This window comes from Traorella massiliensis (assembly GCF_900104665.1).
GTDB lineage: Bacteria > Bacillota_I > Bacilli_A > Erysipelotrichales > Erysipelotrichaceae > Traorella > Traorella massiliensis.
In genome coordinates this window covers 79,223-92,327 of record NZ_LT629966.1, presented here as the reverse complement: position 1 = coordinate 92,327, position 13,105 = coordinate 79,223, and the positions used below count along the sequence as shown (strand labels likewise).

General features: G+C 37.0%; 14 protein-coding genes. 13 read left to right on the top strand and 1 reads right to left on the bottom strand.

From position 1 onward, the window contains the following. Positions 1–128: 128 nt before the first annotated feature. Genes BQ5367_RS00670 through pyrE form a run of 5 tightly spaced genes read left to right on the top strand, consistent with a single transcriptional unit; the run spans position 129 to position 4,445 of the window. Positions 129–1,481 carry a dicarboxylate/amino acid:cation symporter gene (locus BQ5367_RS00670; RefSeq protein WP_071440673.1) on the top strand — a complete coding sequence of 451 codons (1,353 nt, stop codon included), beginning with the start codon at positions 129–131 and terminating at the stop codon, positions 1,479–1,481. Between the two features lie 3 nt (positions 1,482–1,484). Beyond that, a complete protein-coding gene (locus BQ5367_RS00665; RefSeq protein WP_161940455.1) occupies positions 1,485–2,219 on the top strand; it encodes an iron-sulfur cluster-binding protein in 735 nt (244 codons plus the stop codon). Beyond that, positions 2,201–3,115 carry a dihydroorotate dehydrogenase gene (locus BQ5367_RS00660; protein WP_071440671.1) on the top strand — a complete coding sequence of 305 codons (915 nt, stop codon included), beginning with the start codon at positions 2,201–2,203 and terminating at the stop codon, positions 3,113–3,115. Before BQ5367_RS00665 ends, BQ5367_RS00660 begins: the two co-directional genes overlap by 19 nt. Further along, positions 3,112–3,819 (top strand): orotidine-5'-phosphate decarboxylase, encoded by a 708-nt coding sequence (pyrF, locus tag BQ5367_RS00655; RefSeq protein ID WP_071440670.1) that lies wholly within the window; start codon positions 3,112–3,114, stop codon positions 3,817–3,819. The genes BQ5367_RS00660 and pyrF overlap by 4 nt, the downstream gene beginning before the upstream one ends. Beyond that, positions 3,816–4,445 carry an orotate phosphoribosyltransferase gene (gene pyrE / locus BQ5367_RS00650; protein WP_071440669.1) on the top strand — a complete coding sequence of 210 codons (630 nt, stop codon included), beginning with the start codon at positions 3,816–3,818 and terminating at the stop codon, positions 4,443–4,445. Before pyrF ends, pyrE begins: the two co-directional genes overlap by 4 nt. Before the next feature lie 9 nt (positions 4,446–4,454). Here pyrE and BQ5367_RS00645 read toward each other — a convergent pair whose 3' ends face one another. Continuing rightward, positions 4,455–4,928 (bottom strand): GNAT family N-acetyltransferase, encoded by a 474-nt coding sequence (locus BQ5367_RS00645; RefSeq protein ID WP_071440668.1) that lies wholly within the window; start codon positions 4,926–4,928, stop codon positions 4,455–4,457. Between the two features lie 139 nt (positions 4,929–5,067). Between BQ5367_RS00645 and BQ5367_RS00640 the strand changes: the two genes are divergently transcribed. From BQ5367_RS00640 to BQ5367_RS00610, 8 genes are all read left to right on the top strand, one after another. Then, positions 5,068–6,699, top strand: a complete 1,632-nt coding sequence (locus tag BQ5367_RS00640) for a putative manganese-dependent inorganic diphosphatase (protein ID WP_071440667.1) — start codon at positions 5,068–5,070, stop codon at positions 6,697–6,699. A 13-nt stretch (positions 6,700–6,712) separates the two neighbouring features. Further along, complete coding sequence (gene rpiB, locus BQ5367_RS00635) at positions 6,713–7,171, top strand: ribose 5-phosphate isomerase B (protein ID WP_071440666.1); 459 nt, start codon at positions 6,713–6,715, stop codon at positions 7,169–7,171. Between the two features lie 36 nt (positions 7,172–7,207). Beyond that, on the top strand, positions 7,208–7,648 hold the full coding sequence (locus tag BQ5367_RS00630) for a hypothetical protein (RefSeq protein ID WP_071440665.1): 441 nt from the start codon (positions 7,208–7,210) through the stop codon (positions 7,646–7,648). A gap of 96 nt (positions 7,649–7,744) precedes the next feature. Beyond that, entirely contained in the window at positions 7,745–8,410 is a 666-nt protein-coding gene (locus BQ5367_RS00625) for a TVP38/TMEM64 family protein (RefSeq protein ID WP_071440664.1), read from the top strand. Positions 8,411–8,437: 27 nt separating this feature from the next. Further along, positions 8,438–9,157, top strand: coding sequence for a response regulator transcription factor (locus BQ5367_RS00620; protein ID WP_071440663.1), 720 nt, complete (start codon positions 8,438–8,440; stop codon positions 9,155–9,157). Next, positions 9,154–11,256 (top strand): sensor histidine kinase, encoded by a 2,103-nt coding sequence (locus BQ5367_RS00615; protein WP_071440662.1) that lies wholly within the window; start codon positions 9,154–9,156, stop codon positions 11,254–11,256. The genes BQ5367_RS00620 and BQ5367_RS00615 overlap by 4 nt, the downstream gene beginning before the upstream one ends. Then, the gene (locus tag BQ5367_RS13445; RefSeq protein WP_154667073.1) at positions 11,249–11,419 is read left to right on the top strand and encodes a hypothetical protein; all 171 of its coding nucleotides are present in this window, start codon (positions 11,249–11,251) and stop codon (positions 11,417–11,419) included. Before BQ5367_RS00615 ends, BQ5367_RS13445 begins: the two co-directional genes overlap by 8 nt. Before the next feature lie 209 nt (positions 11,420–11,628). Continuing rightward, positions 11,629–13,071, top strand: a complete 1,443-nt coding sequence (locus BQ5367_RS00610) for an IS200/IS605 family accessory protein TnpB-related protein (RefSeq protein WP_071440661.1) — start codon at positions 11,629–11,631, stop codon at positions 13,069–13,071. Positions 13,072–13,105: the final 34 nt, after the last annotated feature.

Sequence of the window (13,105 nt, the reverse complement as noted above, 5' to 3'; positions counted from 1 at the left end):
CGAACAACCTTTAATATAGTACGAGAGACTATGAAGGACGACAATAAACATCTTTTTATCTATATCTGTTTATATGATACCCTTATAAGTCTTTCGCTTGTGAGGGTTTTTTATAAGGAGAGAGAGTTATGTCAAAAAAGTCTTCAAAAAAACTAGCTGCGAAAATGATGATTGCTCTGCTTTTAGGGCTTGTCTGCGGTGTTGCAATGATTGCTTTACGTGAAAGTCTGAATGCGAATGGCAATGCAAGTGTGTGGAATCAGATCAATTCAATACTATTTGCTGATATTACTGCCGAGGGAAATGAAAGTGCATTAGGTATCTTTTATATCGTGGGGCAGTTATTTATCAGAGCGTTACAGGTCGTTATTATCCCAATGGTATTTACAAGTATTACATTGGCGATGATCCAAATTACTGATACTAAAAAATTAGGACGTATATCATCAAAAACACTGATATGTTTCTTATTTACTACGACAGTGGCCTTGATTGTGGCAGCAACTGCTGGATATATTACGTATCAGATGGGTTTTTTCAGCAATACCTCTTTAGCAGGGCTAAAAACATCTACCAGTGCAACCGGAAGTAATCCTTTAAACATCCTTTTAGAAGCGATGCCAAATAATGTTGCTTCAGCATTTTCAAATAACAGTGGTGTGTTAGCGGTGCTTGTCATGGCGATTGCCATTGGTCTGGCGATGAATTCCAGCAAGAAGAAAATGGAAGTCTTCCAGAAGCTTTGTGAAGAAGTAAGTGATATTATTACGATTATCTTAAGTTTTATTATTAATAAGTTTGGTCCTTTAGCAATCTTTGTATTGATTACGAGAACTTTTGCGGTATATGGTGTTAATTACTTAAAGCCTGCTTTAGCTTATGTGATCTTGACCGTTGTATTATTGCTTGTCGTACTGATATTTGGCTATGCATTGTTTGTTTGGGCGGCAGCAGGTGTCAATCCACGTCAGTTTGTGAAAAAGGTCAGCAAGGTAGCTTTATTTGGCTTTTCAACATCTTCAAGTGCTGCAACGCTGCCATTAAATTTAAAAACAGCTACTGAAGAATTAGGGGTACATGAAGAAATTGCTTCCTTTGTAATTCCTTTAGGTATGACTGTGAATATGGATGGAACGGCGATCATGCAGATGATTGCGACGATTTTTATCGCAAGCTGCGGTGGCTATGAAATTACACTCCAGGCTTTATTAGTAGTTGGTATTTTAGCGTTAGTCGCTTCGGTTGGAACACCGGCTGCACCAGGTGCAGGAGCTGTCATTCTGTTTACGATTCTCTCTGGTATGGGTTATGGAAATGATATGGCACTGATGGCTTATACGCTGATCCTGGCAATTAACCGCCCAATCGAAATGTTATGTACAGCCTTAAATGTTGTAGGAGATACCGCAACTTCGATGGTCGTAGCGAAGAGTGAAAAGATGCTTGATGAAGAAGTTTATTATGCTGAAAGTAAAGAATAAATGATGAAACTTGAAAAATGTTTGATTGTAAATAATGAAAAGATTGCTTTGAACACTTATCAAATGAAGCTTCTATGTGATTCTTCATGGATCAAAAGAAGTGGTCAGTTTGTCAATGTAGCTGTTGACTCTAGAAAGCTAAGAAGACCGTTGTCAATTACCTGTTATGATGAAAAACATATCGTATTGACATATAAGGTCGCTGGTGAAGGAACAAAGCTTTTATCGATGAAAAAAAGCGGTGAGATCGAAATTCTCAACGGTTTAGGAAATGGCTTTGACTTAGATGTCTTTGAGAGTGAAGTGCTAGTGATTGGCGGGGGAATTGGCTGTGCACCGTTGATGGGGACGCTCAAAGAAGCTCTTCAACGGGGATTAAATGTAAAAGTGATCTTTGGTTTTAAAAATGAACAAGAAGCTTTGTTTCAAAAAGAACTTGAACAGCTAGGCGTTGAATATAGATATAGCTTTGATGGTCAAAATGAAAATGCAGTGGATAAAATGATCGAAATGAAATGGGATCATCTTCCTTTCTGTACCTGTGGTCCCGTTGCTATGATGAAAAGTGTCTGTGAACATAATTCATCTTATGGTCTAGCTTCATTAGAAACACGTATGGGTTGTGGTTTTGGGGCTTGCATGGGATGTGCAGTAGAAATGAAAAGCGGGATGAAGCGTATCTGTAAAGAAGGTCCCGTATTTAAAAAAGAGGAGATTCTATGGGAAAACTTGCGGTGAATTTATCGGGCATGACATTGAAAAATCCATTGATCGCAGCCAGTGGGACCTATGGATATGGAATGGATTATCTGGATTTCTATGATGTAAATCTTTTGGGAAGCTTTGCCATCAAAGGGACGACCTTACATGAAAGAAAGGGGAATCCTTTGCCACGGATTAGTGAATTTGAAGGTGGCATGCTTAACTGTGTGGGATTACAAAATCCTGGTGTCCATGATGTGATTCAAAATATCTTTCCAAAGCTTGAAAAAATATATCAAGGGCAAGTGCTTGCGAATATTGGCGGCTTTTCTATTGAAGAATATGTAGAGTGTGCCAGATTGTTTGATACACAACCGATAGTTGGTATCTTAGAGCTGAACATCTCTTGTCCAAATGTTCATGGTGGCGGTATCAGTTTTGGTTTAGATATTAAAAGTGCCTGTGAAGTGACAAAGGCAGTAAAAAAAGTAACGCATAAACCTCTTTATGTGAAATGTACACCACAGTGTTCTGATTTAGCTGGCATGTGTGCTGCTTTAGAGAAAGCAGGGGCAGATGGACTTGTATTATGTAATACTTATTTAGGAATGCGATTGGATAAAAAGAGCGGTAAGCCCATTCTATCCAATATAACAGGCGGTGTGAGTGGTCCAGGTATCTTTCCACAAGCGCTTTATAAGGTTTATGAAGTCTATAAAGAAGTTCAAATACCCATTATAGGATGTGGGGGCGTAACAAGTGCCGATGATGTGATCGAGATGATGTCTGCGGGTGCCACTGCAGTAGAAATTGGTACCCAAAATCTGATCGATCCACTTTGCAGTGTTAAGATTATCCATGAATTAGAAGAAAAATGTAAAGAATATAATATTGAAAAAATCAGTGATATAGTAGGGAGGGCACATCGATGAAAAGAGAAGTAATTATTGCCTGTGACTTTTCAAGTCAGCAGGAAACACTGGAATTTTTAGATCAGTTTACAGAAGAAAAACCATTTATTAAAATTGGAATGGAACTGCTTTATGCAGCTGGACCAAATATTGTCAATGAAATCAAAAAAAGAGGTCATAAGATATTCTTAGATCTAAAGCTTCATGACATTCCAAATACGGTTCATAAAGCAATGATGAATCTGGCAAAGCTGGATGTTGATATGATCAATGTTCATGCAGCAGGTACGATCGAAATGATGAAGGCAGCTAAAGATGCTTTGGTGAAAATGGATTCTCATGCGATTTTATTAGCGGTGACACAATTAACAAGTACCAGTGAAGAAATGATGCATGATGAATTATGGATCGATCACAGCATGGAAGAAACAGTTCAGCATTATGCATATAACGCCAAGCTTGCCGGTTGTGATGGCGTCGTTTGTTCACCACTAGAGGTAGAAGCAGTAAGTGAAAAATGTGGCCGTGATTTTGTAACGGTGACTCCTGGTATCCGTTTTGCAAGTGATTCTAAAGGTGATCAGAAACGTGTAACAACACCAGCAAAGGCACATCAGCTAGGATCTCATTATATCGTTGTGGGTCGTTCAATTACAGAAAGCAGTGATCCGGTTGCAGCTTATCGTAAAGCAAGCAAAGAATTTGAAAGTGGGGTTGAAGCATGAAAAGATTAATTGCGAAAGATCTATTGTCTATTCAGGCGGTCTTTTTACGTCCTGAAGAACCATTTGTATGGGCAAGTGGTATCAAAAGTCCTATCTATTGTGACAATCGTTTAACATTATCGGATGTCAAAGTGCGTGATGATGTCGAACATGCTTTAGCTACGATCATCAAGGAGCATTATCCGGAATGTGAAGCAGTCATGGGAACAAGCACAGCTGGAATTGCTCATGCAGCCATCGTTGCAACTATTCTCAATAAGCCTATGGGTTATGTACGTGCTAGTGCTAAGGATCATGGACGTAATAATCGTATCGAAGGAAAATGTGAACCGAATACGAAAGTAGTTGTGATCGAAGATCTGATTTCGACAGCAGGCAGCTGTATGGAAGTCGTAGAAGCTTTAAGAGAAGCAGGTGCAGAAGTCTTAGGAGTCGCAAGTATCTTTACTTACGGTATGAAAAAAGCAACACAGCGTCTTGAAGAACATCATGTTCAAAACGTATCGGCAAGTGATTATGATACATTATTAGAGGTAGCAGCAGAAGAAGGCTATATAAAGAAAGAACAGATTGAAAATCTGCTCCGTTTTAGAGATAACCCAAGTGATGAAAGCTGGATGAAATAATCCAGCATTTTATTTTAATAGTGTTTCCATCCCTATTTTTTGAGGCTGAAGTCCTAAAGATTCATAAAATTTCATAGCATTTTCATTCAGACACCAAACATTTAATGTCAAGTTGTAACAGCCATTTTTCTTTGCGAAATCAACGACATAATGATAAAGATTCGTACCAATATGCTGACCCCGATATGTTTCATCAACACATAAATCATCAATAAAAAGTGTTTTGATATCTGTCATGATGGGATGATTGATAAATTGCCGGAAAATACAGAAAGCATACCCAAGCACTTCATCGTTTTCATTTACTGCTACAAATATGGGACGATTCTCATCATGTACCAGCTTTTTAAAATCATCATCACTATATTTTTTACCACCTGCTTTAAATAAATCTTTTCTTCCTTCATGATGAAGCTGATTGACCTGGATCAATAATTCATTTACACGTTTATAATCTTTTTCTACAGCTTTTCTTATATGCATAATAAAACCTCCATTTTTTACATTCTAGCATATATCACAAAAGATTTAAATTTAGAAAATGAATCAAAAAGTTCTTGCTATGGTTAATTTTATTGAAAAAAGAACGTATTTCGTTTATCATTAAGACAGGTGGTAAAAAGTGAATAAAACAATTTTTGTAACAGGACATAAAAACCCTGATTCTGATTCCATATGCAGTGCACTGGCTTATGCGAATCTAAAACAGCTTTTAGGGGAAAGTGCGATTGCTGTACGCTTAGGTGCTTTAAACGATGAATCGAAGTATATTCTTAAGCGATTTGATGTTGAGGGACCTTTTCTTTTAAAAGATGCACGTAGTCAGCTAAGAGATATTGCCATGGATGAGCCTACGCTGATTCCTATGAGCATGACGATGGCAAAGGCATGGCAGAAGCTTTATACAGTAAAAAACAAATCTTTATTTGTGGTGGATGAACATGCAAAACTGCAAGGAATCATATCGACTTCAAATCTTTCTAGTACCCGTGGTATGAAGGATGAGCAGTTAAATTCATTGATGGCAAAGGCATCGATTGCTCAGATTGCAGATACGATTCAAGGGAAAATCATTATTGAACCAGAAGGTTATGAAAGCAATGGAAGTATTTATATCGTTACGCTGATCAATGGATCGCATTATGCTGATGAATTTAAAGGCAGTATCGTTATTTTAAGTGATGGTGATGAAAAACAGCGTCAGCTGATCGAATGTGGTGTCAAATGTCTGATCATTACCTGCAAGGAACAAGTATCCGCAGAAAACCGGATGCTTGCATTGAAAAAAGGCTGTGCGATCATTCAGACAGATCTAGATACCATGAAAGTGGCACGAGTGATCACTGAAGCGATCCCAGTAAAATATGTGATGACTCGTAATGTTGTTACTTGTCTTGATACGGAGTATGTCAACGATGTTTCACAACGTTTATCACATACCCGTTATCGTTCATATCCGGTCATCAATCAGTTTGGTAATATCGTAGGAGCAATTTCTCGCTATCATTTAAGCAATTATGAGCGTCGTAAATTTATATTGGTCGATCATAGTGCTAAAAATCAGACGATCAACAATATTGATGAAGCTGTGATCGAAGAAATCATCGACCATCATCATATTGGAGATATACAAACGACCTATCCTATCTATTATCGTAATATGCGCTGTGGCTGTACATCGAGCATCATTGCGCAAATATATCAGGAAAATGGTATTACGCCGGCAAGAGAATATGCCGGATTGATGCTAGGAGCCATCATTAGTGATACGATGTATTTTAAATCAAAAACAACAACTGATTTTGATAAGAAGATGGCTCAGTGGCTTGCTGATCTGGCTCAGGTCGATCTTAATGAATTTGCATTAGGTGTTCTCAGTGCTTCTATTTCATTAAAAAAGAGCACCCCTGAAAATATTTTGAACCGTGACCTTAAAACTTATGAAATTGGTAAATATAAGGTGGCTATCGGTCAAACTAATTTTAAACATATGGAGGATATCCAGTCTATTCTTCCTTCATTTAAGGAGTATATTGAAAAAGAGCAGGGTCAGAAAAATTATGATCTGGTGATCATGATGTTCTCAAATATCATGGCTGAAGGAAGCATGTTTGTATATAGCGGTCCACTTAAAAATATCATGAAGGATCTGATCGAGACAGAAATTGATGAAATGAGCGGTTATGATAGTGAGATCATTTCTCGTAAGCAGCAGCTTGTACCTAAGCTTTCGAATTTATTAAAAATGATGTAGAAATGGAGAAAATATGAAAATAGGAATTGGAAATGATCATTCAGCAGTAGAGATGAAACAGGAAATCTCAAAATATTTACAGTCAAAAGGATATGAAATTGTGAATTATGGAACGGATAGTACAGAAAGCTATCCATATCCAACAGCGGCTTTAAATGTCGCTCATGCAGTTGTAGAGAAAAAGGTGGATTGCGGGATTCTGATTTGTGGTACCGGTATAGGGATTGGTATTGCCGCAAATAAGGTGAAGGGCATTCGCTGTGCAACATGCTCAGAACCATATAGCGCTAAGCTTTCTAAAATGCATAACAATTCAAATATTCTTTCATTTGGGGCGCGTGTCGTTGGTGTTGAGCTAGCTAAAATGATCGTTGACAGCTGGCTGGAAGCTGAATTTGAAGGTGGCCGTCATGCTCAGCGTGTTCAAATGATCCAAGATATTGAAAATGATGAAACTTTTATGAATAAATAAATCAATTCCTCCCATAGTAACTATGGGAGGAATATTATGAAACTTTTATATATAGTATGTTTATCTGTTTTGTTAAGCGGATGTGGATGGTTTAATCAGGATGAACCCGTACAAGAGAATCCACCTGCAAATGAGACAAAAACCAATGAGATGAAAGACTTATTTACATATTTTGATGAACAAGGTCTAGAATATGCTAATTCAAAAGATATGGAAGTAGTTGATATTAATGCTCATGAAGGAAAAGCTTTTGAATATCAAGGTAACCCTGTTTATCTGTATCGTATGAATATGCAAGATGAAAAAATATCTGGGTGGATGGATGAAATCAAAAATACTGGTAAAGTAACGATTAATCAGAATGGTACAGATGAAAGTTATGATGCTTTGATCAATGGAGAGTATTTAATGGTAACAAAACAGGGAACGGATTTAAATAAACTGTCAGAAGTTTTTAAAAAGTATGAAATAAAGTAGAAGCTTAGCTTCTATTTTTTTTAGAAAAATTTAAGAAATTCCTATACTTTCTTTTTATAAGTTAACGATAAACTGAAAGTGTTAGGAGCATTAGATATGAAAAAGCTGACATTAAGAACGAAAATACTTTGTTTATTATTTTTGATCGCATTAGGGATCATTACAGTGATCGGATTATGTAAATTTGATATGAATGAAATTTTAAAGACGGTTGAAACGATGCCTATAGGCTTAAAAGCCTTATCTATGATCGGATTAATTGCTGCCCAGATATTCCTTGCGTTTCTTCCAGGAGAGCCTTTAGAACTGGCGAGCGGATATTTATTTGGGGCATGGAGCGGGACATTGATCTGTCTTATTGGTTCCTTTATTGGAACGTTGCTTGTTTATTGTCTGGTGCGTGTTTTTCGTCATAAAATCATTGATGTCATGTTTGATTCTGATAAAGTGAAGGAAGCAGAAAATTTAGTAGCTTCTAAAAAAAGCATGTTTTGGATCTTTGTTTTATTTTTGATTCCGGGTTCACCCAAAGATGTCATGACTTATGTAGTCAGCCTTGGAAATGTTCATTTGTTTAAATGGCTGACATTGACAACGATCGGACGTATTCCAAGCATCATTACTTCTACTTTTTTGTCGGCTTCTTTTAAAAGCGGAGATTTAGTGATGACTCTTATGATTGCCATGGTTACTTTGTTTTTAGTAGGGGGCGGAGCCATTTATTATAAAACAGTCATTCAAAAAAAGGATAAAACCGTATAAAATGGAAAAGGAAAGCAGGGGGAAAGAATGGAACATACGATATTGGTAGTAGAAGATGAAAAGGGAATCCGAGAGACAGTGGCTGTCTTTTTAAAAAATCAAGGTTATAAAGTGATCGAAGCTGTAAATGGGTTTGAAGGACTTGAAATGATGAAAACTCATAAGATCCATCTGGCAATTGTTGATGTGATGATGCCAATGATGGATGGTTTGACGATGGTGATGAAATTACGAGAGAATTATGATGTACCAGTGATCTTTTTAAGTGCGAAAAGTGAAGATATCGATAAGATCACGGGATTAAATCTGGGAGCAGATGATTATGTCACAAAGCCGTTTGAACCGATGGAATTGATTGCCCGTGTTAATTCTAATATTCGAAGATATGATCAGATTTTAAAACTGAAGGGTGGACATGATAATGAGAAAGACGCTCATAAACTGATCGTAGGCGGATTGGAATTAGATACATTTACAAAAGAAGTCAGTGTAGATGGGAAAGCAGTTCGTTTGACGGCGAAAGAGTTTGCGATCCTACAGCTTTTGATGGAATATCCAGGACGTGTGTATTCAGCCGAAGAAATCTATGAAGCGGTATGGAAAGAGGAGGCTATCAATACAGAAACGATCATGGTTCATGTACGTAAATTACGTGAAAAGATTGAAGTAAATCCTAAACATCCGGAATATTTAAAAGTTGTTTGGGGAATTGGCTATAAAATAGAAAGAAAGCAGGTAAAAAAATGAGAAAAAGGAAAAATATATTTATAGTCGTATTTACACTGTTATTACTTGTGATGAGCTTAAGTGTTGTTTTCTTATCGGGTAAAGCAAGTGCGAGCGTCAAAGAAAACATGCAGGTTTATCCATCGCTAGAAAAAGAAATGAAGATGTTTATATTTTCATTGGTACAGGAAGTTGATGAGGATTATCAGATGCTCTTTTTTGATGAAAATGTGACAGTTCAGGAAAGAGAACAAATCGTAGAAATCGTGAATGAAGTGATGGAGGAAATCAAATATAAATTTGATGATGATGCTGATTTTGTCTATCAAATTACGCAAACAGCAACAGGAGAACAATTATCAAATCATTTAAATCGTATTCAGGAAGATGATGATATTAGTGAGTATTATTTTTATGATCACTTAACATTTGATGGTCAAGGAAATATTATAAATGAAGGAGATCTTCAGATTGAAGAGGCGGCTGATTTTGATCTTTTTGATTTAATTATTTCTTATTATGGTGATTATCAAAATGCAGCATATTATATTGGTGATGAATTACCTTCTTTTGAAGGTGTGACGATCGCAATGCCTAAAAATATTGAAATAAAGATGATAGTGCCAGAAACATTGACCTCATTTGGTTATGTCACACATATGTTAGATACATGGGAAAATTATAATGGCTTCGCTATTATTTCATTAATGCTTTTCTCAGCTGTATTAGTCTTGTTTTTCTTGATTTATCCGATTTCAACGGTTGAAGAAGCCCCTTTATTTAGAAGTATCATTAAATTAAAGGGAGAATTCATATTCATCATTCTGTTTACTTTGATATGTCTAGGCTGTACAGCATGTCTTTTTGTCAGCTATTATTCTTTGAATGACTCTTTTGGTCGTCTTCTAAGACTTTATCAGATTTCTTATTCGCAATATATCGTGCCTTTTGTCAATGCTTTAGTATGGTTTATTACGCTTTTAGTTATTTCATTGGGATTATTTTATATCAAGTATATGTTTGCTCATGGATTTTGCCGTTATCTAAAGGAAGACACGCTGCTTGGTACTTTCTATAACTGGATTAAAAGAAAAATGAACCGGCTTACAGAAGTAGATCTTGCTCAGCCTATAAACCGTCAATTGGCACAGTTTATGCTCATTCAGTTATGTGTTATCTTATTGCTTGTTTGGGGGCCATTTGGCTATGTATTGGCAATCATTTATGTAGTAGCTTTGTTCTTCTGGCTATTAAATAAAGTCAAGATCATTCAAAATGATTATCAAAAATTATTGAATTCAGCTGAAGAATTAAGTAAAGGAAATTTTGATCACAAGATGAATGAAGATGTGGGTGTATTTAATGCTTTAAATGAAAAGTTTGCCCATATAAAAACAGGGTTTGAAAAAGCGGTTGAAGATGAGATCAAATCTTCCAATATGAAAACAGAACTCATCAGCAATGTATCTCATGATTTAAAAACACCTTTGACCTGTATCAAAAACTATATCGTCTTGCTTCAGGATGAAACGATCAGTGAAGAAACACGTCAGGAATATTTAAAAAATCTAGAATATTATTCAAGTCGTCTGACTACTTTGATCGAAGATCTTTTCGAGGTCAGCAAAGTTAACAGTGGTAATGTTCAACTGGAATGTGTTGATCTAAATATCGTCGCTTTGATCGAACAGATCTGTGCTGAAAGTGAAGAGATGCTGATGAGTAAGAATTTGAAAGTGGTCACTCGCTATGATAGAAATGAGATCATGCTGCATCTGGATGGTGGCAAGACATGTCGTATTTTTGAAAATCTATTCACGAATATTGGTAAATATGCTATGCCGGATAGCCGTGTATATATCGATGTCAAAGATGAAGATGAATCTGTTCGAATTGAACTTAAAAATATATCAGAAGCTGAAATGAATTTCACACCAGAGGAGATTGTCGAACGTTTTGTCCGTGGTGATAAATCAAGGCATGAAAGTGGCAGTGGATTAGGACTGGCGATTGCCCAAAGCTTTACCGAAATTCAAAATGGTGAATTTAAGATTGAAATCGATGGAGATCTTTTTAAGGTGATTTTACGTTTTCACAGAAAGGTAAATACGGATGAATGAGACAATACGTCATCTTATTTTAGGAATTGTTTTTTCACTGATCGCTGTGATGGCTATAATGGAAGGAATTCAGATGAATGAAACAATCATGTTAATAGGAGGAATTCTTTGCTTTGGCATTGGAATGTATTGCTTTTTTAAGATGGGACAATTTTCTGAATAACTGCAGTAAAAACCTGCAGTTATTTATTTTTATATATTAGAAAATTTCATTTTTTGATTGATAGAAAGATGATGAAAGAAAATAAAAAAGTTAAATGTTATTTATGCTTATGATAGTATATATAATTAATTTGAAATTATAGTATCATTATAGTTATTAATATGATATAATATCTGTACAAAACATCTCATTTCTGTCAAGGAGGCATCATGAAAGTCTTTTCTCTTTCCAACCGTTTCTATTACCGCGAATTCCCTGATCTGAAGAACACCGTTCTTCATGATCTTGATGTCTACAACCGTGTCCTTCATAAGGCCTATAAATGTCTTTACGATCGTGCCTATAAGGGAGCCGCGTTTAAGGACAGCGAGCTTCACCAGCTCCTTAAAAAGCAGTTTCATCTCAATGACTATATCCCTCTGTCTGCTGTCCATGAAGCCAAGGCCCTGCTAAAGGCTAATGCTGCCTTGAATAAAAAACTGATCCGGAAAACAGATAAAAGAATGAATAGGATCAGAATGAAGATCAGAGAAAAGGAAACGGAACTGGAAAAGGTCATCTGTGAAAAGGAAAAGATGATCCGGAAAACGAAACTGCATGGAACTACAGAAAAGGACTATCTGTATGAAGCAACTGTGATCGATCCTAAAATAAAGAATCTGAAGAATCAGATCAAACTATTAAAGTATCGGTTAACAGGAGAAAAGCAGAAAAAGGAAAGATTCATGGAAAAGCCGAAAAGCGTATGCTTCGGAGGAAGGAAGAATCTGAAGCATGATATGGATACCTACCGCTATAACCGCAGAAAAAGGATGCTGATCTGCGGAAGAAGGCAGGGAAAGTACGGCAATAATCTTTTCAAATATCATATCGATGAAGGGATTCTTGTCTACCGGGGAATCAGACAGGAAATAAGGATGCCGGTTGTTTTTCATCAGCACAGGGAGCATATAGAAAGAGCAGTAAGAATGAAGCACAATACTCCCGGGAAGGCCATTGCGTATGAGCTGTATGATCATGGAGAATATTTTATCATCAAAGCAATTGCTGAATATCCTGGCGAGCCGGTATTACCATCCGGCAGAGGAAGTATCGGAATGGATATCAACAGGGATCATATAGCGCTGGCAGAAACCGACAGAAAAGGGAATCTGGTAAAGGCATGGAGGATTCCATTGAAAGAAAGAGGAACAAGGAACCAGAGGGAATATGAAAGGTATGTGGCAGTGAAACGGATCGTAGAGGAATGTGCGGGCAAGAAAAAGAATCTGATCATGGAAGATTTAGAATTCGAGAGGAAGAAAGAAGAGAGCCTGTACAGGGACAGGAACTATAACCGGATGCTGGGAACATTTGCATATAAGAGGCTGGAGGAGAAGATCGAAAGGAAATGCATGGAAAAAGGAGTATATTTAAGGAAGGTGGATCCAAGGCACACAACTCAGATCGGGAAGCTGAAATATGCGAAGCGGCTAGGGCTAAGCATCCACCACAGTGCAGCGTATGTGATTGCAAGGAGGGGAGAAGGGTACCGGGAAAGGATACCGAACGAATATCATGAATACAGGGAATGGAAAGAAGTGATCAGGGATCTGGGGAAAGCGACATTGGAGGAATGTCAGAGAACTCCGTATTTATGCCTGTTCAGATAGAAAAGAAGCAGGACCCGGCAGTCATGCGATTCAC

What these genes read in the sequence shown, in the direction of transcription:
- BQ5367_RS00670 (WP_071440673.1), top strand. Translation starts at nt 129, where the DNA reads ATGTCAAAAAAGTCTTCAAAAAAACTAGCTGCGAAAATGATGATTGCT.
- BQ5367_RS00665 (WP_161940455.1), top strand. Translation starts at nt 1,485, where the DNA reads ATGAAACTTGAAAAATGTTTGATTGTAAATAATGAAAAGATTGCTTTG.
- BQ5367_RS00660 (WP_071440671.1), top strand. Translation starts at nt 2,201, where the DNA reads ATGGGAAAACTTGCGGTGAATTTATCGGGCATGACATTGAAAAATCCA.
- pyrF (WP_071440670.1), top strand. Translation starts at nt 3,112, where the DNA reads ATGAAAAGAGAAGTAATTATTGCCTGTGACTTTTCAAGTCAGCAGGAA.
- pyrE (WP_071440669.1), top strand. Translation starts at nt 3,816, where the DNA reads ATGAAAAGATTAATTGCGAAAGATCTATTGTCTATTCAGGCGGTCTTT.
- BQ5367_RS00645 (WP_071440668.1), bottom strand. Translation starts at nt 4,928, where the DNA reads ATGCATATAAGAAAAGCTGTAGAAAAAGATTATAAACGTGTAAATGAA.
- rpiB (WP_071440666.1), top strand. Translation starts at nt 6,713, where the DNA reads ATGAAAATAGGAATTGGAAATGATCATTCAGCAGTAGAGATGAAACAG.
- BQ5367_RS00630 (WP_071440665.1), top strand. Translation starts at nt 7,208, where the DNA reads ATGAAACTTTTATATATAGTATGTTTATCTGTTTTGTTAAGCGGATGT.
- BQ5367_RS00625 (WP_071440664.1), top strand. Translation starts at nt 7,745, where the DNA reads ATGAAAAAGCTGACATTAAGAACGAAAATACTTTGTTTATTATTTTTG.
- BQ5367_RS00620 (WP_071440663.1), top strand. Translation starts at nt 8,438, where the DNA reads ATGGAACATACGATATTGGTAGTAGAAGATGAAAAGGGAATCCGAGAG.
- BQ5367_RS00615 (WP_071440662.1), top strand. Translation starts at nt 9,154, where the DNA reads ATGAGAAAAAGGAAAAATATATTTATAGTCGTATTTACACTGTTATTA.
- BQ5367_RS13445 (WP_154667073.1), top strand. Translation starts at nt 11,249, where the DNA reads ATGAATGAGACAATACGTCATCTTATTTTAGGAATTGTTTTTTCACTG.
- BQ5367_RS00610 (WP_071440661.1), top strand. Translation starts at nt 11,629, where the DNA reads ATGAAAGTCTTTTCTCTTTCCAACCGTTTCTATTACCGCGAATTCCCT.